Genomic DNA, 26,258 nt, shown 5'->3' with positions numbered 1-26,258 from the left:
TTTCATGCTCGATTTGACCACGTCCCTTCCACCCCCGATCACCGCATCGGAAATCGACGCAGCGCTGACGGCCGCCGTCGCGCAGGTCAGGCGCAATCTGCCTGAGTTCACCTATGCCGCGCAGAACCATTCGAGCGTGAAGAATTTTTACCCCGCAGTGGCGAACGACCAGTGGACCGCCGGTTTCTGGCCCGGCCAGATATGGCTCGCCTTTGAACATACCGGCGACAGGACCTTTCAGCATGCGGCGCAAATACAGGTGCAGAGCTTCCTGCACCGTATCGAAAACCGCATCGAGACCGACCATCACGATATGGGTTTTCTCTATTCGCCCTCCTGCATCGCAGCGTGGAAACTGGTGGGAGACGAGGATGGAAGGCGCGCGGCGCTGATGGCGGCAGACCAGCTGATGGAGCGGTTCCAGCCGGTCGGGCAATTCATCCAGGCCTGGGGCCGCAGGGACAACCCCAATGAATATCGCTATATCATCGACTGTCTTTTGAACCTGCCGCTGCTTTATTGGGCAAGCCGCGAAACGGGCCGTGAAGATTACCGCACCGTCGCACTCGCCCATGCCCGCACCACACTTGCCCATTCCGTCCGGCCTGACGATTCCACTTATCATACATTTTACATGGACCCGGAGACCGGCGCGCCGGTGCGCGGTGTGACCAAGCAGGGTTACAGCGATGAGAGCTACTGGGCCCGTGGACAGGCCTGGGGCATAGCCGGCATGGCCATCTCCTATCGCTATGAGCGGCTGCCTGCCTATCGTGACACTTTCGAGCGGCTTCTAGGCTTCTATCTCAAACGCCTGCCCGACGATCTCGTGCCCTATTGGGACCTGATCTTTGCCGATGGCGACGGCGAACCGCGCGACAGTTCGGCAGCGGCTATTCTCGCCTGCGGCCTGTTGGAGATGGCGGAACTGGAAACGCCGGAAAAGGCGGAGGAATATCGCGATCTGGCGAGGCGCATGGTGAAAAGCCTGGCCGATATCTATTCAGTTCGCGATCCCGCGATCTCCAACGGGCAGCTTCTGCACGGCACCTATTCCAAGAAGACGCCCCATAATACCTGCCGGGGCGAAGGCGTCGATGAGTGCGTCTCCTGGGGCGATTATTATTATCTGGAAGCGCTGATCCGGCTTTCGCGCAACTGGTCTTCCTATTGGTGAGCGCGAGGAACAGATGGCAAGCATTTCACTGAAAAAACTCAACAAGACCTTTGGTGCGCTCAAGGTCGTTCACGATATCGATCTGGATATTGCCGACAAGGAATTCATCATTCTGGTCGGCCCTTCCGGATGCGGCAAATCCACGACGCTCAGGATGATTGCCGGGCTGGAGGAAATCTCCGGTGGCGAATTGCGCATCGGCGAAGACGTGATGAATGACGTGCCCTCCAAGGACCGCGACATCGCCATGGTGTTCCAGAATTATGCGCTTTATCCGCATATGACCGTCTACAAGAACATGGCCTTCGGTCTGGAACTCAGAAAGGCCCCGCGCGACCTCATCGACACCAAGGTACAGGAAGCCGCGAAAATTCTCGACATCACCCATCTGCTGAACCGCAAGCCGAAGGCGCTGTCCGGCGGCCAGCGACAGCGTGTTGCACTCGGCCGCGCCATGGTGCGCAATCCGGAAGTCTTCCTGCTCGATGAGCCGCTTTCCAATCTGGACGCCAAGCTGCGCGGCACCATGCGGTCGGAAATCTCCAAGCTGCACAAGCGGCTCGACGCCACCTTCATTTACGTGACCCATGATCAGGTAGAAGCCATGACCATGGCGGATCGCATCGTGGTGATGAAGGACGGCCATATCCAGCAGGTGGATACGCCGCAAAACCTCTACGACCGGCCGATCAACATGTTCGTCGCGGGTTTCATCGGCGCGCCGCAGATGAACATGCTTCCCGTGACGCTGCGCCGTGACGGCGACCGTTTCACCGCCCTGTTCGACGGCACTCCCCTGCCGCTGCCAGCCGATATCGACACCGGACGTCTGCGACCTTACGAGGGAAAGGACATCATTCTCGGCATCCGACCGGAGAATTTCCACGAATTCGCCCCCGCGGATATCGATGCCGGCAATGTTTCTCCCTTCGCGGCCGCCGTGGAACTGGCGGAGCCAATGGGATCGGAAGTGCATCTCAATCTCGTCTCCGGCGGCAGAAACCTCATTGCGCGCGTCTCACCGCGCTTCAGGGCCAAGATCGGCGATCCTGTCGAACTGGTGGCCGATCTGACGAATGCGCAGCTTTTCGATCCTGTGACCGAACGATCGATCCTTTACTGACGCGGCCGGGAGAAACGCGATGCAATGGCTGGAAGGGTTATGGACGAAGGAAGGAGCCGGGATCGACAAGAACGCCCCGCCGCTGACCGGCCTTGCGCTCTTCCTGGATATCCTCAAACGCGAATGGTGGGAGATGGTGAAGCTCAATCTCCTGTTCCTCATCGCCAGTCTGCCGGTGGTGACGATGCCGGCGGCGATGTTCGCCATGGCCCGCATCTGTGTTTCCTTTGCGGACGACAAAAATACCTATCTGCTGCGCGACTTTCTCGAAGCCCTGCCAAAATTCGCCCTGCGCGGCACCGCGCTTGTTGTCTTGAGCGCATTGCTGGTGAGCGCCGGTACTTATGCGACTGTCAGCTATGCCGGGGCCGCGCGGCTTCAGCTCGCTTACAGCCTGCCTTTTGCGATCAGCCTTGCGGTAACGCTATTCCTCATCCTCCTCAGCGCCTATGCCAGCGTTGTTCTGGCCAAGCGGGACCTGCCGCTTTCGGAAACCCTGCGGCAGGCGGCGTTTCTGGCGCTTACCAGGCCATTGCCGATGCTTGCGGCGCTCGGCTTCGTCGCAGCGCTCTGGATAGCGCATATCCTCTTTTATCCGGTGTCGGTGTTCATGCCGGCCACCATCAATTTTTCGCTCGGCATGTTCGCCCTGTGTTTCGCGGCGAGAAACGCCGCCGCGAAAACGCGCGTGCGGATGCCCGAACCGGCGGGGAGCGGCGCTTAAGGCAGACCAGAATCAAAACGACATCAGTCAGGGAAGGAGAAACGGGCTATGGAGTTTAAGACAACCAGACGTGCATTCGCTCTCGCAACCGCCGGTCTCGGCATTGCGATCAGCATGGGAGGAACCGCGCTTGCTGCGGGTGATGCACCCGTCACGCTTAAATGGGCGTTGTGGGATCTGGACAAGGGCGCTTATTTCAAGCCATTGATGGAGGCCTACAAGCAGAAGCATCCGAATGTGACGTTCGAGGTGGTGGACCTCGGCTCGCAGGACTATACGCAGATGATATCCACGCAGCTGACCGGCGGCTCCAAGGATATCGACGTCGTCACCATCAAGGATGTGCCCGGATACGCCAATCTGGTGCGCGCCGGCAACATCACCGATCTCAGCGGCTTCATCGAGGACCAGAAGATCGAGACGGCCCCCTATGGCGGCCTGATCGAGGAACTGACCATCGACGGCAAGATTTATGCTTTGCCATTCCGCTCGGATTTCTGGGTGGTCTATTACAACAAGGATATTTTCGACAAGGCGGGCGTGCCTTACCCCACCAATGACATGAGCTGGGCGCAATTCGATGAAATCGCCGGCAAGCTGAAGGGTGGCATGGGCGCCAACCGCACCTATGGCGCGCTGCTGCACACCTGGCGTTCGACGGTGCAACTGCCCGGCATTCAGGATGGCAAGCACACGCTGGTGGACGGCAATTATGAATTCCTGAAACCCTGGTATGAGCGGGCGCTTGCCCTGCAGAAGAGCGGCGCGATACCGTCCTATGCCTCGCTGAAAACATCCAACACCCACTATTCCGCCCTGTTCTTCAACGGAACGATCGGGATGTTGCCCATGGGCACATGGTTCGTCGGAACCCAGATCGCCAAGGTAAAATCCGGCGAATCGAAAAGCGCCAACTGGGGCATCGTGAAATTTCCCCACCCGGATGGCGTGGCGGCAGGCGCAACGGCCGCGCAGATTGCGGGATTGTCGGTCAATGCCAATTCCGGCCACAGGGAAGCGGCGCTGGACTTCATCCACTTCGTCACCGGGCCTGAGGGTGCGGCGATCATCGCCTCTACCGGCACCTTCCCCGCGCTCAGAACCGATGATGTGGCTGAGAAAATCGCGGCGCTGCCGGGCTTCCCGCAGGATCAGAACAGCAAGGACGCGCTGCAGGCGGGCAAGGCCTATCTGGAAATGGCGGTCAACCCGAATGCGGCCAAGATCGAGGTCGTTCTGAACCGCGTGCACGACGCGCTGATGACCGACAATATCTCCATCGATGACGGCATCAAGGACATGAATGACGGTGTCAAAGCCATCAAATAATTATCGCGGGGCCGCGGGCGATTAGCCTGCGGCCCTTTCCCTTGATCATGAATTCCGGACATTCGTAACCGTGCCTCACGAGACCGCCAAAGCCAATCCGCTCTTTCACAATCCGCTGCTCAGCAGGGACGATCTCGCAAAGGCGGTGATCGATCTCTTTAATCCGCTGCTTGGCTGTTTTTCACCCGGCGGCGCGCGTGTCCGGCTCGGTGCAACGGGGGCAATTTTCGATTTTCCTGCGGCGGAACTGGAGGGTTTTGCCCGGCCACTGTGGGGCATCGTCCCGCTTGCCGCCGGTGGTTACGATTTTCCGCACTGGGATCTCTACAGGCGTGGACTGGCCAATGGTGCCAACCCGGCTCACCCCGAATATTGGGGCGACACCGCCGACCGTCATCAGCGACTGGTCGAACTGGCGGCCATAGGATTTGCGCTCGCCATGGTTCCCGAACATATCTGGGAGCCGCTCGCCGAAACGGACAAACAGACTGTCGCCGCCTATCTTCTGGCCGCCCGCGAGCGGGAATTCGTCGACAATAACTGGAAATTCTTCCGCGTCCTGATCGATCTCGGGCTGGAGCGGGTGGGTGTGGAATTCGACCGGACCAAAACCCAGGCCTATCTCGATGAGCTCGAGGCTTTCGATATCGGCAATGGCTGGTATCGAGACGGGCCGGTGCGCCGGGTCGATCACTATATTCCCTTCGCCATGCATTTTTACGGTCTGATCTATACGGCGCTGGCGAAAGGGGACGGGGCACGAAAAGCGCGGTTCCTCGAACGCTCGCGCATTTTCGCTCGCGACATGCGCCACTGGTTCGGGCCGGACGGAGCCTCGCTCGCCTTCGGGCGAAGCCAGACCTACCGGTTTGCGACAGGCGGCTTCTGGGGGGCTCTCGCCTTCTCTGGTCTCAAGGCCCTGCCGTGGCCGGAAATCAAGGGCTATTACATGCGCCATATTCGCTGGTGGTCGAAGCGGCCTATCGCCGATCGCGATGGCGCCCTGTCAGTTGGATACGCCTATCCGAACCTTCTGATGAGCGAGAGCTATAATTCTCCCTGTTCGCCCTATTGGGCGCTCAAATTTTTCCTGCCGCTGGCGCTGCCCGCCGATCACCCCTTCTGGGCTGCGGAAGAGGCCGAACCGCAGGAGTTTGCCGAACCGGTTCCCCTAGCGGAGCCCGGCATGGTGGCCTTTCATACGCCGGGCAATATCGTGGTCCTGTCCTCCGGGCAACAGCACGAGAGGATGCGCGGCGCGCAGGAAAAATACTCGAAATTCGTCTATTCCACCCGTTATGCCTTCAATATCGAAGCGGATGACCGGCATTTTGCCGCCGCGAGTTTCGACGGCATGCTCGGCCTTTCCGACGATGGGGTGCACTTTCGCACCCGCGAGACGATGGAAGAGGCGTTGATTGCCAAAGACTGCCTCTATTCCCGCTGGCGGCCATGGGCGGATGTCGAGATCGAGACCTGGCTCGTGCCACAAAACCCCTGGCACATAAGGCTGCACCGCATCCGCACCCCGCGCCCCTTGCAAACATCGGAAGGCGGATTTGCCATAGAGCGGGCCGATTTCAATCGCGACCGCACGGAGGCGGGTGAAGGTCGCGCTGTCTGTTACGGACAGACTGACACCAGCCTCATCGCCGATCTTTCGGCTGGCATTCGGCGCGAAGGCCTATGCCATCAGGCAATCGCCAATACCAACCTTATCCACGCCAGAACCCTTGTTCCGCAATTGCGCGCCACCGTCGCCTCCGGCGAAACGCTGCTGGTGACGGCGGCCATGGCACTGCCGGTCAGTAAAGAGGCAGAGGCCGCATTGGCTACCCTTCCCGTTATTCCTGATCTCGCCGGGCTGGAAAAGATATTCAAGCGGGAGGGACGGCGTGTTCCCGCCCATGCTCTCGATGAAAACCGCGCAGGCTGATGGCGATGACCGACGACTCACCGGGTGTTTTCCAAAGGTCGGATCGGCTAAATATCCTGACCTGGGAGCGGAGACAGGAGGATATCGATAGCCCCGACCATCAGGCACGGCTGCGCGGCCTTGAGCGCTCTGCCAACGCCGTTTTCGGGCAGGGCGTTTACATTGCCGACAAGGCCGGAGTGCATACGGACAGGCTATTGATGGGTGCGCAGTCGTGGGTCGCAGGTTATGCGATCGTGCGCGGCAATATCGAACTGGGTGAAAATGTCTCGATCAATCCCTATGCCTGTCTTTCCGGCAAGGTGACGATCGGCAACGGCGTGCGCATCGCCTCACATGTCAGCATCGTCGGCTTCAACCATGGTTTCGACGACATTGAAACTCCGATCTATCGCCAACCGCTGACCTCGCTCGGAATAGAGATCGGTGACGACGTCTGGATCGGCGCCAATGCGGTTGTGCTTGATGGCGTGAAGATAGGACGCGGCGCTGTTATCGCCGCAGGCGCGGTGGTGGCGAAGGACATTCCCGCCATGGCCATTGCGGGCGGCGTTCCCGCCCGGGTTCTGCGATACCGAGGAGGAAAAGCGGCCGCACCGAAGCTGACGGAACCCGATCACCTGCTGCAAAAACTCGGCCAGGAGATTGCCGGCGACTGGCTTGCCGCCATCCGCTCCTATGGCGCGGATGGCGTCTATCGTTCCACCGATGCATCCGGACATGAGGTCGAAAGCGTCAGGCATCTGTGCGATGCCATAGAGATCGCGGCGGCCTTCGGACAGGAAGGCATCGCTTTCGATGCCGGAAAAACCGTGGCCAGCCTTCAGGCCCTGCAGGATCAGGAAACCGGACTGTTTTTCGCCGGTGACCGCCGCCCCTTAACGCCGCCCGAGAAGGACCCTGCCGTCCTCTACAATATTCTGGCGGTCGGATATGCGCTTGAATGTTTCGGCGCCGCGCCGAAACAGCCGGTCGCTTTCGTGGAGCATCTTCGCGCCGACGAACTCATCTTACTGCTCGAAGAATTGCCGTGGCAAAGCCGGGCATGGCATTGCGGCGCCACGATAGACGCCATCGCCACCGCGCTTTATTTCAACAGGCGCTATTTCACATCCGGCGACAATCTCACCGTTCTCTTCGGCTGGCTGGCGATGAACGCCGATAAAACCACCGGCCTTTGGGGGGAGCCGACGTCCACGCAGGGCTTACTGCAACCGGTCAACGGCTTTTACAGGCTTACCCGCGGCTCCCATGCCCAGTTCGGCCTGCCCGTTCCTTATCCGGAAGCAGCAATAGACTCCGTCATCGACAACTATCGGGCCTATGGCGGTTTTCACGGCGAGAATTTTAATGCCTGCAACCTGCTCGATACGATCCATCCACTTCTTCTGTGCCTGCAACAGACGGATCACCGGCAGGACGAAGCAAAGGAGATCGCCCGCGAAATTCTGAGCCGAAATGAGGGGCGCTGGCAAAGAACCAAGGGCTTTGCCTTCGCAGAGGGGCACCCGGCCGGGCTGCAGGGCACGGAAATGTGGATGTCGGTTCTCTGGCTTTCCGCGAGGCTTCTTAATGCGGAACAGCTCCTGCCGTTTCGACCTCGCGGCATCCATCGCTTTGAGCCTGCGGAAATCGTCCACAGCATGATTGCCCGCCCCAAATCTCCGGTATAGGTTTCCGACACTCTTTTGAAAGCCTTCAAACCGGACCGGTCGGGTAACAGATGCAACTCAAAGACTGCTATAATTTCCACGATTTTCGCCGCATGGCCAAACAGCGTCTTCCCGGACCGATCTTCAATTACATAGACGGTGCTGCCGATGACGAAGTGACGTATCGGCGAAACACGGCCGCCTTCGAGAAATGCGATCTCGTTCCCGATGTGCTGCGGGGTGTGGCCGATGTGGATATGTCGGTCACCGTCATGGGGCAGAAGCTGTCCATGCCGGTCTATTGTTCCCCGACGGCGCTGCAACGCCTCTTCCATCATCAAGGGGAACGGGCTGTTGCGGCCGCGGCGGGGAAATACGGCACGATGTTCGGCGTTTCTTCGCTCGGCACCACGAGCCTGGAAGAAGCGCGCCGGATCAGCGGCGGCCCGCAGGTCTATCAGTTCTATTTCCACAAGGACCGCGGCCTCAATCGCGATATGATGGCGCGCGCCAAGAGCGCCGGTGTCGAGACGATGATGCTGACGGTGGACAGCATCACCGGCGGCAACCGTGAGCGCGACAAACGCACCGGCTTTGCCATTCCGTTCAAGCTCAATCTTTCCGGTATCGCGCAATTCGCCATCAAACCGGCCTGGGGCATCAATTACCTGACGCATGAGCGCTTCAGCCTGCCGCAGCTCGACGACCACATTAAAATGGACGGCGGCGCTCTTTCCATCAGCCGCTACTTCACCGACATGCTCGACCCTTCGATGAACTGGGACGATGTGGCGCAGATGGTGCGCGAATGGGGCGGGCCGTTCTGCCTTAAAGGCATCATGTCGGTGGATGACGCCAGACGCGCCGTGGAAATCGGCTGCAGCGGCATTGTGCTTTCCAATCACGGCGGGCGCCAGCTCGATGGCTCCCGCAGCGCCTTCGATCAACTGGCCGAGATCGTCGATGCGGTCGGCGACCGGATCGACGTGATGATGGATGGCGGCGTGCAGCGCGGCACCCATGTTCTGAAAGCACTGTCTCTCGGCGCGAAAGCCGTGGGGCTCGGCCGCTATTACCTTTTCCCCCTTGCCGCCGCCGGGCAACCGGGCGTGGAACGGGCGCTTGAGCTGATGCGTATCGAAATCGAGCGCGGCATGAAGCTGATGGGCTGCACCTCCGTCGATCAGCTTACACGCCGAAACCTTCGGTTCCGTTGAGCAGGCAGGACGGTTACAGAAGGACTTGCGCGGAGCGCGGTCACAATCGACCACTGAAACCGCATGCCATTTCAGCCGCGTTTCGTCGCTGCTCCTGAAGCGCCATGCCGATATTCCAGACGAGCGCCAGGCACACAAGTCCACAAAAACAGGCTGAAATCAGCGACCGATGGCGTTTGGCTCCGGAGAGAAACATCCAGCCGATAATTGCATAGACCGCAAGCGCCGGCACGGTGGCAATCAGAACGGATATGGGGCCATCGCAATCGACAGCCTTCATGCCGATGGCGCGATATTCGTTCGGAGTCGCCACCAGGCCGAGGACGGCCACGGGAAACATGGCGGCTAAAACCGCATAACGGAAAAATCGGGGCGTGTCGGGCATGCCTGCTCCATAGCCGGATAATCAACTGCCGCGAACGCGGCCGGGAAATTCCACCGTACGGTCTCAGCGACCATCCATCTTGCCGATGATATCGGTTTAGCCACCATTGTCGGCGACCGGGAGAGCAGATTGCCCGCTTTTGCTGAGAAAGCCAGCCTTTTACGTTGGCAGCAATCTTGGCAAGCGAAGCAGAATGTGATTATGGTTGCATGATGCAACCATAATGGATCAACCGTGTCCCAGCAACCTGTCCCCGTAAGCGATATCCGCTCCACCTCGCGCCGGCTCGTCCGCGAACTCGGCTTCATGGGCGGAGATTTTGCCGGCACCGATCTGCCGCCCTCCGCCGTGCATGCACTGATCGAGATCGAGACATGCCCCAACATCACGGCGCGGGATCTGGGAAAGCTGCTGCGGCTTGAAAAATCGAGTGTCAGCCGCATGCTGCGCAAGCTCGTGCTTTCCGGCGATGTTCGCGAAGAAACGGATGAGGAGGATAGCCGTATCAAGCGGTTGCGTCTGACGGGGAAAGGGCAGGAGAAGGTGGGCGCCATTCACGGCTTTGCGAACCGGCAGGTCTCTGACGCCCTGACGCAGCTTACGTCGGCGGATGCCCACACGATCCTCCAAGGGCTCCGTCTTTACGCCGATGCGCTGGGAGACCGGACCGATACCGTTGCTCCCTCCATAGAGATCCAGGAGGGGTACAGGCCGGGTATCATTGCCCGTATCACGCAGATGCATGCGCTTTATTACGCCCGGACATCCGGTTTCGGCCAGCGTTTCGAATCCGTCGTGGCCGAAGGCCTCGCGGCTTTCTGCAACCGGCTCGAAAGCCCGAAGAATGCGATCTGGGTCGCAATGCGTGGACAGGAGGTCATCGGCTCCGTCGCTATCGATGGTGAAGATCTCGGAGCGGATATTGCGCATCTGCGCTGGTTCATCGTTGATGACGGCGTACGCGGTGGCGGTGTGGGACGCAGGCTGCTGGAGACTGCGTTGGCCTTCGTTGATGAAAGAGGGTTTGCCGAGACCCACCTCTGGACATTCAACGGCCTTTTGGCCGCGCGACACCTTTACGAAGCCCATGGTTTCGCATGTGTCGAGGAACATCCGGGCAGCCAATGGGGAAGCGAGGTGCTGGAACAGCGCTTTGTCCGGCCACAGCCCGAATGATCTTTCAACCGCGCGTAAACGGCCGCAATCGAAATCTTCCTGCGGCCGTTTCGAAATCAGGGAACGGCGCCCGTTAAAAGGCGAGCTGAACCTTCATCGACCTGCTTCTGTCACCGGCGGCTTCAAATGCGGCAACCGCTTCTTCCAATGGAAAGGTTCCAGTCAGCAGGGGCTTCAGGTCGACGCGGCGCTGGTTGATGAAATCGACGGCAAGTCCGAATTCCTCATGGAACCGGAACGTGCCCTTCATCTCGATTTCCTTGGCAACCACCATATTCTGCGGAATGGACACATCGCCGCCAAGGCCGAGCTGAACCACGGTAGAGCGGGGTTTCAGCGCTTCGAGACCCGAACGGACGGCTCTTTCATTTCCGGACGCCTCGAACTGAACGTCGAAATAACCCTTGTTTGCCGAATAGGCGGAGAGCGCATCCGGGTCGCTCGCCACATTGATGACGCGGTCGGCGCCGATGGCGAGCGCCTTTTGCAGAACCGCATCCATGATGTCGGTCGCGACGATTTCCCGAGCCCCATGAGCACGGGCGGCAATGATCGCCAACGCACCGATCGGCCCACAGCCGGTGACCAGAACACGTTTGTCGGTCAATGCGCCGGCGCGGTTGACGCCGTGCAGCGTTACCGCGAAGGGTTCGGCCATGGCCGCTTCATGGATGGAGACGCCCTCCCGCACCTTGTGGCACTGGTATGCTTCGGCGACGAGGCGCTGGCGGAATGCACCCTGAATATGCGGCATGGGCATGGCGGAGCCATAAAAGCGCATGTTCAGGCACTGGTTCTGCTGACCCTTCAGGCAGAATTCGCAATGGTTGCAGGGCCGGCTTGGCGATACGGCAACACGGTCGCCAACAGCCAGACCGGAAACCCCCTCTCCCAAAGCCTTGATGGTACCGGCCACCTCATGGCCAAGGATCATCGGCTCACGCACGCGCACGGTGCCGAAACCGCCGTGATTGTAATAATGCAGGTCGGAGCCGCAGATGCCGCCCGCCTCGATGGCGACCTCGACCTGTCCCGGGCCGGGCTGTTCGTCCGGCCGTTCCTCGATCCGCAGATCCTTCGCCGCGTGGATGACAACCGCTTTCATAGTCTCTCCTCCCATGAGGGTTCGGCATGGCGGCTAATGCCGCCAGGCCATTCCCCGGACTTCTCAGATATCGACCACGAGGCCCTTGGCTTTCAGAACAGCCTCAAGCTTGCTGACCTCGATCACTGACTTGCCCTGCTTGTAGGCTTCGATGTAGCCCGCCTCCGCATCTTCGCGCGCCTGCGAAAGCTTGGCCGCTTCCTGCGCTTCATCGCGTCTGACAACCACCAGCCCGTCGGCATCACCGACGATAATATCGCCCGGATAGATGATCTCGCCACCAATGATCACCTGATCATTGACCGCGGCAATGGTCTCCTTGACCGTGCCCTTGATGCAGACGCTGAGCGAAAAGACCGGAAAACCGAGGTCTCGCAGTTGCAGCGTGTCACGCACGCCGGTATCGGTCACCAGACCGCCGATACCCTTTGCGAGGCAGGCATTGGCGAGAACGTCGCCGAAAGAACCGGCTTCTTCATATTCGCCGGCGGAAACGACGATGATATCACCCGGCTTGGCATAGTTGATGGCAAGCTGCAGCATGATGTTGTCGCGCGGCGCACATTTGACCGTGAAGGCCGGACCGCAGAGCTTCATGCGATAATCGACCGGTTTCAGCCGCGACGACAATGCGCCGCGGCGTCCCTGCGCCTCGTGGATCGTGGCAGGAGAGAATTTGGCTAGGGCTTCGACATCCGCCTTGGCCGGACGCTGCGCGATATCTTTAATGTGGATCATGAAAACCTCCCACGTTGAAACCGTCGGCGAGAACGTCTCGCCGACCGATGATGGTGTTGAATGGATGGAATGATGGCCGAGGCTGAGCCGAAGCTCAGGGGATCGGATCGAACTTCAGTTCGGACAGAGGCACGACTTTGTCGGTGCGCGTCATCTTGTATTCGGTGTTCGGGCCAAGCCACTTGTCCCAGATGCGATTGATTTCGCCATCCGCATCAAGCTTGCGGAGGATTTCGTTGATCTTGGCGGTCAGCGCCGGATTGTCCTTGGCCATGCCAATGCCGATGGGCTGGAAGAGCATCGGCTCTTCGATCATCCGCATCTGCTTGCCCTTGGTCTTGGATTCGTTGACGAACTTGGTCATCGTCATGGTGTTGCCAACGATGCCGCGCGCCTTGCCCTGCTGTACGGCGAGATAGGCGGACGCCGTATCCTGGAAGGTCAGCGGCTCGGACTTGTTAAGCTTGACGGAGAGTTCCGATGTCGAACCCTTGCTGGACGCGATGCGCTGACCGACGAAATCGGACTTCTTGGTGCCGGGGTCATCAACGGGAACGATCAGCATTTCCTTAGCCAGATAATATGGATCGCTGAACTGGATCTGTTCGGCGCGGCTCTGGGTGTAAGCGAGGTTTGCAACTGAGAGATCGACGCGGCCGAGCTTGACTTCGGGAACGCGCGCTTCGACCGACACCGGCTTGATCTCGGCCTTGACGCCCAGTTCCTTGGCGATGGCGCCGCACAGATCGACGTCAAAGCCTGCCATTTCACGCGTCTTCGGGTCCGGCGAGGCGAAAGGCGGCACATCGGCGAATGTCGCGCAACGCAGCGTCTTGTTTGCAATGATCGTATCGAGTTGATCCGCCTTGGCCGGAATGACCGCAGCCGAGGTCGCCAATATGGCGGTAAGAGTAATGCACTTCCAGTTCATTTCAGTTCTCCCTGTTATTATAGAGGTTGGATCCTAGTGTCTCAGATCGGCAAGAAACCGCTGGGCACGCGGATGTTGCGGATTTTTGAAAAACTCGTCCGGTTTTGCCGTTTCGAGAATGCGCCCGGCATCGATGAACCAGATGCGGTCGGCCACTTCGCGGGCAAAACCCATTTCATGGGTGACGCAGAGCATGGTCATGCCTTCAGCGGCGAGACTTTTCATGACGGCGAGCACCTCACCGACCATTTCGGGGTCAAGGGCGGAGGTCGGCTCGTCGAACAGCATGACGGGCGGCTCCATGGCAAGCGCTCGCGCAATCGCCACGCGCTGCTGCTGGCCGCCGGAAAGCTGGGCCGGATAAGAATTGGCCTTGTCGGCAAGGCCGACGCGATCAAGAAGTTTCAGCGCCTTGTCATGCGCAACCGCCGGGGAAACACCCTTCACGCGGATCGGCGACATGGAGACATTCTCCACCACCGAAAGATGCGGGAAGAGGTTGAAGCTCTGGAAGACGAAACCCACTCGGCTGCGCAGCGCGTTCAGTTCCCTGGCGCGCATCTGGGCATGGATGTTCTTGCCATCCAGCATGATCGAACCACTGCTGATCTCTTCCAGCCGGTTGATCGTGCGGATGAGGGTGGACTTGCCGGAACCCGATGGCCCACAGATGACCACGACTTCGCCACGGGTGACGTTTTCGTTGACATCCTTGAGCACCTGATAATCGCCATAGCTTTTGCAGACCTGCGAAAGCGTGATGGTGTAGTCCTGAGTGGCGGAAACTGGCGCGGTCATAGCTGCTCCGTAACGATATTGGCGGGGGCCGATGCGGTGTCAACGGCAAGCTTGCCGCGCGGGCCGGCGCGCCGGCGGGCGATGCGGCGCTCGAGAAGATTGGCGACTTGGGTGAGCGACCAGCAGATGATGTAATAAACCAGCGCCAGAATGAGGAAGACCTGGAAGGGCTGGGTCAGGAGCTGGTTGTTCACCTGGTTCGCTGCAAAGGTCAGGTCAGGCACATTGATAACGTAGCCGAGGGTCGTATCCTTGATGGTGGATACGAAGGTCGAGATCAGGCTCGGGATCATGTTGTAGAGCGCCTGCGGCAGGATGATGTAACGCATCGCGCTGAAATAACCGTGACCGAGCGCCCGTGCCGCATCCATCTGCCCCGTACCCAGCGATACGATGCCGGCGCGGACGACTTCGCTCATGAAAGCGCCCTGATAGATGACAAGCGTGGTCAACATCGTCACGAAGCTGGGCACGTCGGCGCCGGTCCAGAGCGGAACGAGAAAATAGCTCCAGAGAATGAGCATCAACAGCGGCACGCCGCGGGTGAAATAGACCAAGGCGGTGACCGGCCAGCGCAGGAGCCGCCATTTCGACAGCCGCGCCAGCGCCATCAGGATGCTGACGGGAAAGGCGAGCGCGATGCTGAGCGCCGACAGGATGAGCGTGTTGGCAAGCCCGCCGAGCGGCCCGTTAGGATATTGGCCGATGAGGAGCAGCAGCCAGTAATCCTGGATGATTGCGATCATGTCGTGGATCATGCCCGTGCCCTCCGGAGAGGATCGACACGCATGGAGATATAGGCTCCAAGACCCATGATCAGCAGCGAGAAGAACAGATAAAGCACGGTGGCGACCAGATAGACCTCAAACGTCCGGAAACTCAGATTCTCAACTTCCTTGACCGCATGGGTCAGTTCCGGTGCGCCGATCAGAACGCCGAGACTGCTGTTCTTGAAGAGGGACGTGCTGTGATTGATCAGCGGCGGCAGCGCATTGCGAACGCCCTGCGGCATGATGACGAAACGCATGGCCGAGACATAGCTATGACCGAGCGCACGGGCAGCCTCCATCTGGCCGGGATTGATCGAACGAACACCGGAGCGCAGATCCTCGCTGAAATAGGCCGCCTGACAGAGGCCAAGACCGATAATGGCGAAGATCGCTTCGGCATTATGGCTCGAAAGCCAGCTGGCCAGCCCGCTCGGCAGCAGCGTGAAGACGCCGAAATACCAGAGCATCAGCTGCACCAGCGTCGGCACGTTGCGGTGATAGGACACATAGGCCGCCACGAGCGGATCACCAAAGCGGAAAGGCGAGAGGCGGATGGCAAGCAGCACGATGGCGAGCGACATGGCGAGCAGCCACGAGCCGGCATAGATGATGAACGTCATCTGGATGCCATGCAAAAGCATCGAGACGTAGTCCGCATTGTTCAGAATTGCCCAGAGGTCAAAACCGCTCACGCGACTTTTCCTCCGGCTCCGCCCGCCGCAGCCTTATTTTCAGCCATCTGGGGTTTGGCCGTCTGCAGCCCGCCCATGACCTGAAGCGTCGGGGTAATTTCCATATGACCGATATTCATGGCCACGGGTGCGGCGATGGCAAACGCAATCGCATCGGCGATATCGGAAGCCTGCGGCAATTCGAAACCATCGATAAAACGTTCACGAATGCTCGGATCATCGCCATGAACATGGTTGAAAATATCGGTTGCGACGCGGCCGGGGCAGATTTCCGTCACCCGCACGCGTTTGCCGAAAGCATCGATGCGCAGCTGGTTGGACAGCATCGCCACGCCTGCCTTGCTGGCGTGATAGGTGGAATTGCCGCCGAAATTATAATTGCCGGCAATTGAGGAGATGTTGATGACATGGCCGCGATCGCGCGCCACCATGCCTGGCACCACCATACGGCAGAGATGCAGCACGGCGCGCAGGTTGACGTCGATCAGGAGATCGATGTCGCTCTCATCCGCTTCCAGAAATTTCTTCGGGCGGTCGACACCGGCATTGTTCACGAGGACATCGAACGCCACCTCACTGGTGAGCTTCGCAAGCGCCGGCCGGTCCGTCACATCTATGGCATGTGCGAAGCAGCCCGTGCGCTTCGCCAGCTGGTTGAGAGCATCCGCACTTCTGGCAACCGCATGCACTTCCAGCCCTTCACGGCAAAGTCGCTCGACGACGGCAGCGCCAATTCCGGAAGATGCGCCGGTTACGAGTGCGGTCTTGTAGTCTGAGAATGGCATGTTTGTCCCCTATCGTTGAGCAAACAGTAGTGAAGCTTTCATCGCTTGCCTAAGACCGATTTTTTTTGGAGTAATAAGCAACTTGTATGGATGGCGAATGCGCCACATTCGGCGATGCCGCAACCCGGCCGATAGGGCGTGCGTCGCCGATGCCGGCCACAAGCACATTCTAGACCACTGCCGTCGGCAGGTCCCGTCCCGCGAAATGTGCATCCAGATTGGCGAGAACCAGAGCGCCCATCTCAAGCCGCGTCTCATGCGTCGCAGCGCCGATATGCGGAGCGAGAACGACATTGCGCATGCCGATCAGCGCCTCGGGAACATGCGGTTCATTCTCGAAGACATCGAGCGCTGCACCCTTCAGCCCGCCTGCCACAAGAACATCAACCAGCGCCTTTTCATCCACCAGAGACCCTCTGGCGACGTTGACGAGAACACCGTCCGGTCCCAGCGCCTCCAGCACTTCGCGGTTGATCGCGTGTTTGGTCTCCGGCGTTGCCGCCGCCGCGACAATCAGGACGTCGCAATCCCTCGCGAGCGACATGGCCGTCGAATGATACTCATAGGCCACGTCCTGTTTCTGCCGGCTGAAATAGGAAATCTCCGCATTGAAAGCTTCCAGCCGCACCGCGATGGCGCGGCCTATGCGGCCAAGCCCGTAAATGCCGTAACGCCGCCGCGAGGCCTTGTTTCCCAGCGGCATTTCGCCTCTTTTCCACTCCCCGGAGCGGACATGATGATCCGCTCGCACAAGCTGGCGCAGCAGCATGACGGAGAGACCGACGGCAAGATCGGCCACATCCTCGGTCAGCACGTCAGGCGTGTTCGTCACCCTGAAACCCCGCGCGCGGGCCTGATCGAGATCGACCTTGTCGAAGCCGACGCCGTTGATGGCGACGATTTCGAGAGCGGGCAGACCGGCAGCGAGTTCAGGAGCAACCCCGATATGGCCGCCGGTGACGACAGCCTTTATCGACGCTGCCTCCGCCTGGAGAAACGCCTGCTTGTCGGATATTTCGTGCCAGCGATGGACCCTGAAGCGCTTTTGCAGTTCGGCTTCGATCTGCGGCTGAAGCGGATAGGTTTGCAGAAGATCGGGCTTCATGCGCGCTCCTTACCCGCGACCGACGAAAGGCATGTCGCTCGCCATCACCGTCATGGTCAGTACATTCGCCTCGAGCGGCAGCGAGGCCATATGCACCACGGCCTTGGCAACGATGCCGGCATCGATGGTCGGTTCGATGGCGGTGCTGCCATCGGCCTGCAGCACACCGGTTGCCATCGCCCGCGTCATTTCGGTGCTGGCATTGCCGATATCGATCTGTCCGCAGGCAATGTTGAACGGCCGGCCATCCAGCGCGGCCGATTTCGTAAGTCCGGTGATCGCATGTTTGGTCGCGGTATATGGCGCAGACCGCGGCCGCGGCGTGGTGGCGGAAATCGAGCCATTGTTGATGATGCGGCCACCCTTCGGCGACTGCGTCTTCATCTGGCGAAACGCCGCCTGGGTGCACAGAAAGGCCCCTGTGAGGTTAGCCCCGACCACGGCATTCCAGGTTTCGAACGGCACATCTTCGATATGCACCGCCGGTGCGGACATGCCGGCATTATTGACCAGAAGATCGAGGCGACTAAAACGTCCGATGATTTTTGCAAACAGTCGCTCGACATCGGCCGGAACGGAAATATCAGCCGCGACGGCCAGAACACGGTCTTTATGTTCGCTCCATTCGGCGGCGGTGGTGTCGAGAACCTCCCGCCGCCGGCCCGTTATCGCGACCTTGTAACCATCTTCCAGAAGCGCTTTGGCAATCGCCTTGCCGACCCCTGTTCCTCCACCCGTAACGAGCGCGATCTTTGCATCACTCATGCTGCTTTCCCCTCCAGTTCATCTTCCACATGCGCCTGAATGATTTCGGCAAAGGAGGTTTCCGCCCTGAAGCCGAGCGACAGCGCCAGTTGCGGATCGTAATCCTCGGCCCAACCGTCGACGATTTGGATGATCCGCTCGTCGGGAACGCGTTTGATAAGCGCTACAGCCTTTTCCCCGGCAAAGGCGCGCAGCGCCTCGATTTCATCGGCTACCGTGGCTGAAAGCCCCGGCATGATGAGATTGCGGCGAACACCGAGCCCGGCGAGATCGACGGTTGCGGCACGCAGCAGGAAGGCGACGGCCGAGCGCGGGCTGGCGAACCAGTGGCGGACGGTATCGGCAACGGGCAGCACCGCTTCCTGACCCACCAGCGGTTCGCGCAGGATATTAGAGAAGAAACCGGAAGCGGCCGCATTCGGTTTACCGGGGCGGATGCAGATGGTGGGCAGACGGATGCTGACGCCATCGAAGAAACCGCGGCGACTATAGTCCGAAAGCAACAGCTCCACGATCGCCTTCTGCGTGCCGTAGCTGGTTAGCGGCGCCGTCAGGAACTCGTCGCCTATTACCTTCGGGAAAGGTGAACCGAACACGGCAAGCGATGAGCAGAAGACCATGCGCGGGCGATATCCGTCCTTCTGGTGCTCCAGACGAATGGCTTCGAACAACGAGCGCCCGCCATCGAGATTGATGCGATAACCTTTCTCGAAATCCGCTTCCGCCTCGCCCGAAACCACGGCAGCGAGGTTGAAGACCACATCCGGTCGTTTTGCGATCAGCTTTTCGGCCACGCCGGCATTCGACAGATCACTTCGCTCGATGGTCAGTGCACCGCCGAAGCCTTTCGGCGCGGCCGGTTCGAAAACATCCGTCAGCGTCATTTCGGTAATCTTTGCATCGCCCAGCGTTCCGTCGGAGGCGAGGCGTTGCGTCAATTTGCGGCCGATCATTCCGGCCGCACCGATTATCAGAATATGCATTGTTTCACCTTTGCTTGGCCGGCGAGACCGGCTCGATTGATTGTCAGTCGTCATCACCCTGAAACACCACCTCGCGGCGACGCATGATCGCCGGCATCGCCATCATGATGACGACCATGCCGGACAGCGCGAGCAGCGTGGCGCTGATCGGATGGGTGACGAATGTTGAGAAACTGCCCTGCGAAATCAGCAACCCGAGGCGCATGTTCTGCTCCAGAAGCGGACCGAGAACGAAGCCCAAAACCAGGGGCGCCGGCTCGCAGCCGATCTTGCGCAGAAAGAAACCGACGATACCGAAGACCGCGCAGAACAGAACGTCTACAACGCTGTAGGAAAGCCCATAGGCCCCGATGGCGCAGAACATCAGAATGGCGGGGCACAAGAAGCGGTAGGGAATGCCGAGAAGCCGAACCCAGATGCCGATCAGCGGCAGGTTCAGGACCAGAAGCAGCAGATTTCCAACCCACATGCTGGCGATCAGCCCCCAGAAGAGATCGGGCCGCGACTGCATGACCTCAGGTCCCGGGGTGATACCCTGGATCATCATTGCGCCGACCATCAGCGCCATCAGGCCGTTGGCGGGAATGCCGAGTGTCAGAAGCGGGATGAAGGAGGTCTGCGCACCGGCATTATTGGCGCTTTCCGGCCCCGCCAGCCCTTCGATTGCGCCCTTGCCAAACCGGGATGGATCCTTGGCGATCTTGCGCTCCAGCGCATAGCTGGCGAAAGAACTCATGATCGCACCGCCGCCGGGCAGTACGCCGAGGAAAGAGCCGAGCGCCGTGCCACGCAGCACGGCGGGGAAAGCCTGTTTGAAATCCTGCCGGGTCGGCATCAGCGATCCGGTCTTTGCCGCACCTGCATCGCGCTCCACACCCTGCTGCAGGTTGAAAAGGATTTCACTGACGCCGAGAAGACCGATGGCCAGCACGACGAAATCGATGCCGTCGAACAGTTCCGCCATGCCGAAGGTGAAACGCTGTTCACCCGATGTCGGATCGATGCCGACGAGGCTCAGCGCAATACCAAAGGCGACCATGCCGACCGCCTTGACCGGCGAACCGCTCGACAGGAACACGGCAAACAGAAGCCCGAAGATCACCAGACTGAAATAATCGGCAGGTCCAAAGGCGAGCGCGACCGCGGAAAGCGGCTTTGCGACGACGACTATCAGTACGGTCGCCACCGTACCGGCGACGAATGATCCAAGTGCTGCCGTGGCCAGCGCCACACCCGCCCTGCCCTGCCGGGCCATGGCGTATCCATCGATGCAGGTGACGACGGAGGAGGATTCGCCCGGCAGATTGACGAGGATCGCCGTTGTCGAGCCGCCATATTGCGCGCCGTAGAAAATGCCCGCGAGCATGATCAGCGCTGCCGTGTCCGGCATCGTGTAGGTGATGGGCAAAAGCAGCGCGACGGTGGCCGAAGGACCGATGCCCGGCAGGATGCCGATCATCGTGCCGAGCGTAACGCCCAGCAGGCAGTAAAAAAGGTTGACCGGCGTGACAGCAACACCGAAACCGAGGGCGATATTGGCAAGAAGATCGGTCATGGCAGCAGGGCAATCCTCTGTCCGAGGCCCACAACAAAAATGAGGATGCAGGCAATGATGAGCACCGCAGAAAGCAGAAGGACCTCAACCGGGCGAATTCTTCCGTAAGCGATGCAGGCGAGCACGATCAGCACGAAGGCGGCCGCAACGAAGCCTAATGGCTCGATGAGCAGCGCAAAGCCGACAATTCCGGCGACAGCCAGGAAAGGGCGAAGTTTCGGCGCCTCCCACACCTCGGATCGGGTCTTGCCCAGCAGATCCTGCAAAATCAGCGCAATGCCGAGCGCGAACATCAATGCCGCGATGACCGTCGGCATATAGCCGGGTCCGGGCTGGAAATTGGTGCCCATACTCAGCGGCCGCGCGCCGTAATAGAGCCCGGCGGCGACGACCAGAAAAAAGGCTCCGGACAGAATATTCGCCGTCAGTTTCGAGCCGGTCTTATGTTCGGCCATGATTTTCTCCTCCCCTCATTGAGGAATACGCCATGCCTTGCGACACCGCGTATTCAAACGTCAGCCAGTCGGATCAATCCGCCCAGACGCATCCCTTCGAACGCATCATGTCGTAACGATCCTCGATATCCATCTTGCCCTGGCGGTGCAGTTCCATCATGTGGTTCTCGTGGTCGTCGCGCTCCCGGCACGATTTGACGAGCTTTGCGATATCCTTTTCACGAACGACGACGACGCCGTCGTCATCACCGCAGACGATATCGCCGGGGCTGATCAGTTCACCACCCACCACGACCGGGTGGTTAATGGTGCCGAGTGTGTCCTTGGACGTGCCCTTCATGCAAAGCCCGAGCGAGAAAACCGGAAAACCGATTTCGCGCAGCCCCTTGCCGTCCCGCACGGCGGCGCTGACCACGAAGCCGACAATGCCCTTGCCGATGCAGGCGGCGGCCAGCACATCGCCAAAGCCGCCCTGGTTGGGATTGTCACCGCCATCGATGACCAGCACGTCGCCGGGCTTTGCCAGATTAATGGCTTCGAAAATCATCAGATTGTCGCCAATATGGCATTTCGCAGTAATGGCCGGCCCGCAGATTTTCAGGCCGGGCTTGATCGGCTTGATGCGGTAATCGAGCGCGCCGAGCTTGCCCTGCGCCTCGTGAATGGTGGCGGGGCTGAATTTGCTGATCGCTTCGATATCTGCCTTGGAGGGGCGCTGGAAATTGCGGATGACATGGGCCATTGGCCGGATTCCTTTCAACAGTGGGTCATGCCCGGGCCACGCGCGGGCCCAAGCGTCATTTTGGTTAGTGGTGAGAGATGCGGTCGTTGACCGCCGCTTATTTCGTCCAGGGCTTGCTTTTCCAGAGCTCGGCCAGATTGGCGTTGCCCTTCTTGAGCGCCTCGGCAAATTCCGCCTGTGTCAGCGGCAGCATGGTCAGTTCGCGCTTTTTGGCCTCGGCAAGATAATCCGGGTCCTTAAGCGCCTTCTGGAATGCATCGACCAGCTTGGTCTCGACATCCGCCGGCAGGCCCTTCGGTGCGCCAAAACCCGCAAGCAGGCTGAACTGAACGTTATAGCCGGCTTCCTTGAAGGTCGGCACATCTGGCGAAAGCGGCGAACGCTCAGTACCTGATGTCGCCAGAACACGAAGCGCGCCCGAACGATTGTCGGCAAAAACCTCGTTCAAGTTCATGAAACCGAGTGTGACGTGGTTGCCGAGCATGGCGAGCCGCGCCGGTCCGCCACCATTGAAGGGGACAAAATTGAGCTTCACGCCCGCCGCTTCTTCGAACAGCAGGGCGGTGATCTGGCTTGGATGGCCGATACCCGTCACGCCAACGACGACCGGGTTCGCCTTGGCCGCTTCAACGAATTCCTTGGCTGTCTTGATCGGCGATACCTTGTTGACCGTCAGCGCCAGATCGCCGCCGATCTGGTTGGCAAGCGGCGTGAAGGCGTCCTGCTTGTAGCTGGCATTGCCCTGCACGATCGGCGAGTACATGGACGGGAAATTCAACGCCCCGATCGTGTATCCGTCAGGTTTCGCATTGGCGATATAGGTCGCGCCGATCAGCCCGCCAGCACCTTCGCGGTTTTCCACCACGACGGATGTGCCGAGGTATTTTTCGAGATAGGGCACCAGCGCCCGCGACTGTATATCGGTGCCGCCGCCGGCCGGATAACCAATGACGAGCGTCACCGGCCGCTCCGGATATTCCGCCGCCGCCCATCCGGCAGCCAGAACTCCCGCAGCCGCCAGCATGCCGAACAGAGATGTCTTCAAACGCATATCTTTTCCTCCCCGATATACTTTCACCGGGGAGGCTAGGAAGAAGCCATCAACAATACAAATACCGAGTTTTCAACTTACCCATACAAATCGTTTATGGGTTGAATGCTGACTCGCGCCTTGCGACGGCCCGCAACAGGTCTCGGAACAGCCTGAACGTCCGCTCGTCCACCTCCCTGTTCCTCAGCAGATGGATGGAGCGATAAATGACGGGAGCGATAATATGAGCGGCCTGAAGCTGACCGGCCTCCTGCTCCTGCTGCACCGAATTCCACGACAGGATCGTCGCGCCAATACCGGCGCTGACGGCGCGTTTGATCGTATCCTGCCCGTCGATTTCCATGGTCACGTTCAGCGTGATGCCGGCGCGGGCGGCGGCCTCATCGATCGATACGCGCAGCGGGTTGTCCTTCGGCGGCAGGATCAGGTTGAGCCCCGCCACAGCCTCGAGCGGCATTGATTGGCCGATGGGTCGGGAAGACACCGCAAAAAGGCTCTCCTTGATGATAAGATCATCGGCCTTGTCTTCCGCGCCGACCAGCGCGACAGCCATATCCACCTTGCCGAGACGAATGAGGCGCAGAGATTCGTCATTGCGCGCCTCTATCAGCCGCAGCGAAACCTTGGGCATAGAAGCGGCAACCTCACTGATGATGTTCGGCGCAAAAGCCGTGGCCCAGGACGGAATAAGGCTCAGCCGGATCACCCGTTCATCCAGATAGGCCATGGCCCGGATTTCCGCCTCCGCCTGCCGGACCTTCTCGGTAATCTCCCGGGCATGGATAAGGAGTATTTCACCCTTCTCCGTCGCCTTCACGCCGCGCGCCAGCCTGTGCAGCACAGGAAAACCCACCAGCCGTTCCAGTTCCGTAATATGGTGACTGAGCGCCGGCTGGGCGATCCCCAATTGCCGCGCCGCCGCCGACATGGAGCCGCAATCAGCAATCGCGACCAGATATCGCAGCCTGCGCAAATCCAACATGTCGGCTTAAACCTCCCACCGGTTCGAGATGCGATCATGACACCAAATCGCCGCCGGGGCCTAGAGCAAAAGCACCGTCAAGTGGTTCCACCGGTTTTCAAAGGACCCAACTGCGCATGATGGGGTAAGACAAGATTCTTATGGCCAGCGACCATGGCTTTTCTCCGCCTCTTCCCCATGACACGGTTTTTGCTGCGATGGGGAGCGGGATGGATCCTAAGACCGGTATTTTGCTCAAGCTGGCGGCCATGCTGGCATTCACAGTCATGTCCGCCTGCGTGAAGGGTTTGGAGGGGGCGATTCCGGTCGGCGAAGTCGTCTTCTGCCGGGGATTTTTTGCCCTCATTCCCCTCTGTCTCTGGTTCATCGCCTCCTCCGAGCGAATAGCCGTGCCGGCCGCGAAAAATATCGGCCGCCTGCTTGCGGGCAGCTCGGCTGGATTGGGCGGCATGTTCTTCGGTTTTCTGGCGCTCGCCTATCTGCCGCTGGTGAATGTCACGGTGCTGAGCTACACGACACCGCTTTTCACCATCATGCTGGCCGCGCTGCTTTTGCGCGAAAAAGTGCGGATATATCGCTGGTCCGCCGTACTGACGGGCTTCATCGGCGTCTTCATCACGCTCTCGCCGAACCTTGTGTTTGACGCCGCGCCGGGCTCCGCCCGGATCGACAGCATTGCGATGATCGGAACGGCGCTGGCGCTGACCGGCGCGCTTTGCGCTGCCTTTTCCTCCATCGCCGTCCGCCACCTGAACAGTGTCGAAAAGCCGTCGCGCATCGTACTCATCTATACATTGACGGGTGTCGTCGCCGGCTTCGCCACGCTTGGATTTGGATGGAAGATGCCGGATTTCAACCAGTTCCTGCTGCTCGCCGGCGGCGGTCTTGCCGGCGGCATCGGCCAGATCACCATGACTCTCAGCCTGCGCCATGCCCAGGCCTCGCTGCTGGCGCCGTTCGATTACACCACGATGATCTGGGCGATCGCCCTCGGTTATCTGTTCATGGCCGAAGTGCCGACAGGTGCGACCATCATTGGCGCTTTGACGGTCATCGCCGCCGGGCTTTTTGCCATGTGGCGCGAAAACCGGCTGATGAAGCAGGCCGTCAGGGAGCCGACAGCGTAAGCTGTTCCGTGGCGCGCTTTTTGTGCATCAGCCTTTCCCGCCACAAGGTGAACAAGCCGGCGGCAACCACGATCGAGGCTCCGAGAATGGTTGTCAGGGCCGGAACCTGATCCATGAAGGTGTAACCGATCAACAGCGCCCAGATCATCGTCGTATAGTCAAACGGCGCCAGCAGTGAAGCCTCGGCATAACGCAGGCTCAGCGTCACCAGTATCTGCGCGATCCCACCAATGAGACCGGTGCCGATCAGCAGGGTCCATTGCCAGGCGTTCGGCATTGTCCAGCCCATGCCGATGCTGGCAAAACCGATCACCGTTGTGAGGAGAGTGAAATAGAAGATGATCGCGCCGGTATTTTCCGTCTGTGTCAAATGCCGGATCTGGATCATCGATATGGCCGAGAAAAAAGCGGCGGCCAGACCAAAAAGACCGCCGAGCATGGCAACGCCAGTGTCCGAAGTAATATCGGCAACATCGAAGGAAAAATGCGGCGACAGGATAAGCACGATGCCGCACAGACCGAAGACCACCGCCGTCCAGCGATAAATCCTGACGACCTCCTTCAAAAGAAAGACCGCCAGAATGACGGTGAAGAGCGGCGTGGCATAGCTGATGGCCGTCGCATCGGCGAGCGGAATGTAAGAAAGCGCCAGATAGCTGAAGACCATGCCGCCGGTGCCGGAAAAACTTCTCACCAGATGCCCGCCAATGTGACTGGTGGCGACCTGTTCTCGAAATCCGCCCTGAACGGCCATCCACAGACAGAGCGGCAGCATGGCCACCGCCGATCTGAAGAACACGACCTGCCCGATGGGTATTTCGCCCCTGAGACCGCTGATACACGCGCCCATCAGCACAAGAGCGAGCGCTGCAGAGATTTTGAGGAGAATGCCTTTGCGGGAATCCATGGTTCGTTCCTTCGGACGTCTTCGAACCGTTTCACCACGCGGCGGCCG

26 protein-coding genes are annotated in these 26,258 nt (G+C 59.7%); 9 read left to right on the top strand and 17 right to left on the bottom strand.

The genetic code is table 11. The features are described from left to right. Positions 1-4 precede the first annotated feature (4 nt). From CFB10_RS21535 to CFB10_RS21505, 7 genes are all read left to right on the top strand, one after another. Entirely contained in the window at positions 5-1,177 is a 1,173-nt protein-coding gene (locus CFB10_RS21535; RefSeq protein WP_020009148.1) for a glycoside hydrolase family 88 protein, read from the top strand. 13 nt (positions 1,178-1,190) lie between these two features. Continuing rightward, a complete protein-coding gene (locus tag CFB10_RS21530) occupies positions 1,191-2,300 on the top strand; it encodes an ABC transporter ATP-binding protein (RefSeq protein ID WP_020009149.1) in 1,110 nt (369 codons plus the stop codon). 19 nt (positions 2,301-2,319) lie between these two features. Then, positions 2,320-3,024: a DUF624 domain-containing protein gene (locus CFB10_RS21525; protein ID WP_020009150.1), complete on the top strand. Its 705-nt coding sequence runs from the start codon at positions 2,320-2,322 to the stop codon at positions 3,022-3,024. 48 nt (positions 3,025-3,072) lie between these two features. Beyond that, complete coding sequence (locus CFB10_RS21520) at positions 3,073-4,353, top strand: sugar ABC transporter substrate-binding protein (RefSeq protein WP_020009151.1); 1,281 nt, start codon at positions 3,073-3,075, stop codon at positions 4,351-4,353. Positions 4,354-4,423: 70 nt separating this feature from the next. After that, the gene (locus CFB10_RS21515) at positions 4,424-6,289 is read left to right on the top strand and encodes a DUF2264 domain-containing protein (RefSeq protein WP_020009152.1); all 1,866 of its coding nucleotides are present in this window, start codon (positions 4,424-4,426) and stop codon (positions 6,287-6,289) included. 5 nt (positions 6,290-6,294) lie between these two features. Next, a complete protein-coding gene (locus CFB10_RS21510) occupies positions 6,295-7,962 on the top strand; it encodes an acyltransferase (RefSeq protein WP_034500930.1) in 1,668 nt (555 codons plus the stop codon). Between the two features lie 50 nt (positions 7,963-8,012). Continuing rightward, entirely contained in the window at positions 8,013-9,158 is a 1,146-nt protein-coding gene (locus tag CFB10_RS21505; protein WP_003519654.1) for an alpha-hydroxy acid oxidase, read from the top strand. Between the two features lie 40 nt (positions 9,159-9,198). On the opposite strand, the gene CFB10_RS21500 is transcribed toward CFB10_RS21505, so the two are convergent. Then, positions 9,199-9,543 (bottom strand): hypothetical protein, encoded by a 345-nt coding sequence (locus tag CFB10_RS21500; protein WP_026363391.1) that lies wholly within the window; start codon positions 9,541-9,543, stop codon positions 9,199-9,201. 234 nt (positions 9,544-9,777) lie between these two features. On the opposite strand from CFB10_RS21500, the gene CFB10_RS21495 reads away from it, so the two are divergent. Beyond that, the gene (locus tag CFB10_RS21495; RefSeq protein WP_026363392.1) at positions 9,778-10,719 is read left to right on the top strand and encodes a helix-turn-helix domain-containing GNAT family N-acetyltransferase; all 942 of its coding nucleotides are present in this window, start codon (positions 9,778-9,780) and stop codon (positions 10,717-10,719) included. A 73-nt stretch (positions 10,720-10,792) separates the two neighbouring features. Here the strand turns inward: CFB10_RS21495 and CFB10_RS21490 are convergent, their stop codons facing one another. The 15 genes from CFB10_RS21490 to CFB10_RS21420 form a co-directional block, all read right to left on the bottom strand. Next, complete coding sequence (locus CFB10_RS21490) at positions 10,793-11,824, bottom strand: L-idonate 5-dehydrogenase (protein WP_020009156.1); 1,032 nt, start codon at positions 11,822-11,824, stop codon at positions 10,793-10,795. Between the two features lie 63 nt (positions 11,825-11,887). Beyond that, on the bottom strand, positions 11,888-12,562 hold the full coding sequence (locus tag CFB10_RS21485; RefSeq protein WP_020009157.1) for a 4-carboxy-4-hydroxy-2-oxoadipate aldolase/oxaloacetate decarboxylase: 675 nt from the start codon (positions 12,560-12,562) through the stop codon (positions 11,888-11,890). Positions 12,563-12,656: 94 nt separating this feature from the next. Next, complete coding sequence (locus CFB10_RS21480; protein WP_026363393.1) at positions 12,657-13,493, bottom strand: ABC transporter substrate-binding protein; 837 nt, start codon at positions 13,491-13,493, stop codon at positions 12,657-12,659. A 33-nt stretch (positions 13,494-13,526) separates the two neighbouring features. Then, entirely contained in the window at positions 13,527-14,291 is a 765-nt protein-coding gene (locus tag CFB10_RS21475) for an amino acid ABC transporter ATP-binding protein (RefSeq protein WP_020009159.1), read from the bottom strand. Further along, positions 14,288-15,049, bottom strand: coding sequence for an amino acid ABC transporter permease (locus CFB10_RS21470; RefSeq protein WP_020009160.1), 762 nt, complete (start codon positions 15,047-15,049; stop codon positions 14,288-14,290). Before CFB10_RS21470 ends, CFB10_RS21475 begins: the two co-directional genes overlap by 4 nt. Further along, positions 15,046-15,753 carry an amino acid ABC transporter permease gene (locus tag CFB10_RS21465; RefSeq protein ID WP_026363394.1) on the bottom strand — a complete coding sequence of 236 codons (708 nt, stop codon included), beginning with the start codon at positions 15,751-15,753 and terminating at the stop codon, positions 15,046-15,048. Before CFB10_RS21465 ends, CFB10_RS21470 begins: the two co-directional genes overlap by 4 nt. Beyond that, complete coding sequence (locus CFB10_RS21460; RefSeq protein WP_020009162.1) at positions 15,750-16,538, bottom strand: SDR family oxidoreductase; 789 nt, start codon at positions 16,536-16,538, stop codon at positions 15,750-15,752. Before CFB10_RS21460 ends, CFB10_RS21465 begins: the two co-directional genes overlap by 4 nt. A gap of 169 nt (positions 16,539-16,707) precedes the next feature. Further along, the gene (locus CFB10_RS21455) at positions 16,708-17,643 is read right to left on the bottom strand and encodes a 2-hydroxyacid dehydrogenase (protein WP_020009163.1); all 936 of its coding nucleotides are present in this window, start codon (positions 17,641-17,643) and stop codon (positions 16,708-16,710) included. Positions 17,644-17,652: 9 nt separating this feature from the next. Further along, positions 17,653-18,408: an SDR family oxidoreductase gene (locus CFB10_RS21450; RefSeq protein WP_020009164.1), complete on the bottom strand. Its 756-nt coding sequence runs from the start codon at positions 18,406-18,408 to the stop codon at positions 17,653-17,655. Beyond that, positions 18,405-19,391: a D-erythronate dehydrogenase gene (gene denD, locus CFB10_RS21445; protein WP_020009165.1), complete on the bottom strand. Its 987-nt coding sequence runs from the start codon at positions 19,389-19,391 to the stop codon at positions 18,405-18,407. The genes CFB10_RS21450 and denD overlap by 4 nt, the downstream gene beginning before the upstream one ends. Positions 19,392-19,434: 43 nt before the next feature. After that, positions 19,435-20,946 (bottom strand): tripartite tricarboxylate transporter permease, encoded by a 1,512-nt coding sequence (locus CFB10_RS21440; RefSeq protein WP_020009166.1) that lies wholly within the window; start codon positions 20,944-20,946, stop codon positions 19,435-19,437. After that, a complete protein-coding gene (locus CFB10_RS21435) occupies positions 20,943-21,401 on the bottom strand; it encodes a tripartite tricarboxylate transporter TctB family protein (RefSeq protein ID WP_003497849.1) in 459 nt (152 codons plus the stop codon). Before CFB10_RS21435 ends, CFB10_RS21440 begins: the two co-directional genes overlap by 4 nt. Before the next feature lie 73 nt (positions 21,402-21,474). Beyond that, positions 21,475-22,143: a 4-carboxy-4-hydroxy-2-oxoadipate aldolase/oxaloacetate decarboxylase gene (locus tag CFB10_RS21430; RefSeq protein ID WP_020009167.1), complete on the bottom strand. Its 669-nt coding sequence runs from the start codon at positions 22,141-22,143 to the stop codon at positions 21,475-21,477. 97 nt (positions 22,144-22,240) lie between these two features. Beyond that, the gene (locus tag CFB10_RS21425) at positions 22,241-23,194 is read right to left on the bottom strand and encodes a tripartite tricarboxylate transporter substrate binding protein (RefSeq protein WP_020009168.1); all 954 of its coding nucleotides are present in this window, start codon (positions 23,192-23,194) and stop codon (positions 22,241-22,243) included. A 94-nt stretch (positions 23,195-23,288) separates the two neighbouring features. Beyond that, a complete protein-coding gene (locus CFB10_RS21420; protein ID WP_020009169.1) occupies positions 23,289-24,176 on the bottom strand; it encodes a LysR family transcriptional regulator in 888 nt (295 codons plus the stop codon). Positions 24,177-24,385: 209 nt separating this feature from the next. Between CFB10_RS21420 and CFB10_RS21415 the strand changes: the two genes are divergently transcribed. Continuing rightward, positions 24,386-25,303, top strand: a complete 918-nt coding sequence (locus CFB10_RS21415; protein ID WP_020009170.1) for a DMT family transporter — start codon at positions 24,386-24,388, stop codon at positions 25,301-25,303. Here the strand turns inward: CFB10_RS21415 and CFB10_RS21410 are convergent. Next, entirely contained in the window at positions 25,284-26,210 is a 927-nt protein-coding gene (locus CFB10_RS21410) for a DMT family transporter (RefSeq protein ID WP_026363395.1), read from the bottom strand. The two genes, CFB10_RS21415 and CFB10_RS21410, sit on opposite strands and share 20 nt — an antisense overlap. Between the last annotated feature and the right edge of the window lie 48 nt (positions 26,211-26,258).

Origin of the sequence: Agrobacterium sp. 719_389, from assembly GCF_900188475.1 — a bacterium.
In the GTDB taxonomy this organism is placed as follows: Bacteria; Pseudomonadota; Alphaproteobacteria; order Rhizobiales; family Rhizobiaceae; genus Agrobacterium; species Agrobacterium radiobacter.
Note: the sequence above shows the minus strand (reverse complement) of the source record. Positions and strands in the feature narration are given on the sequence as shown.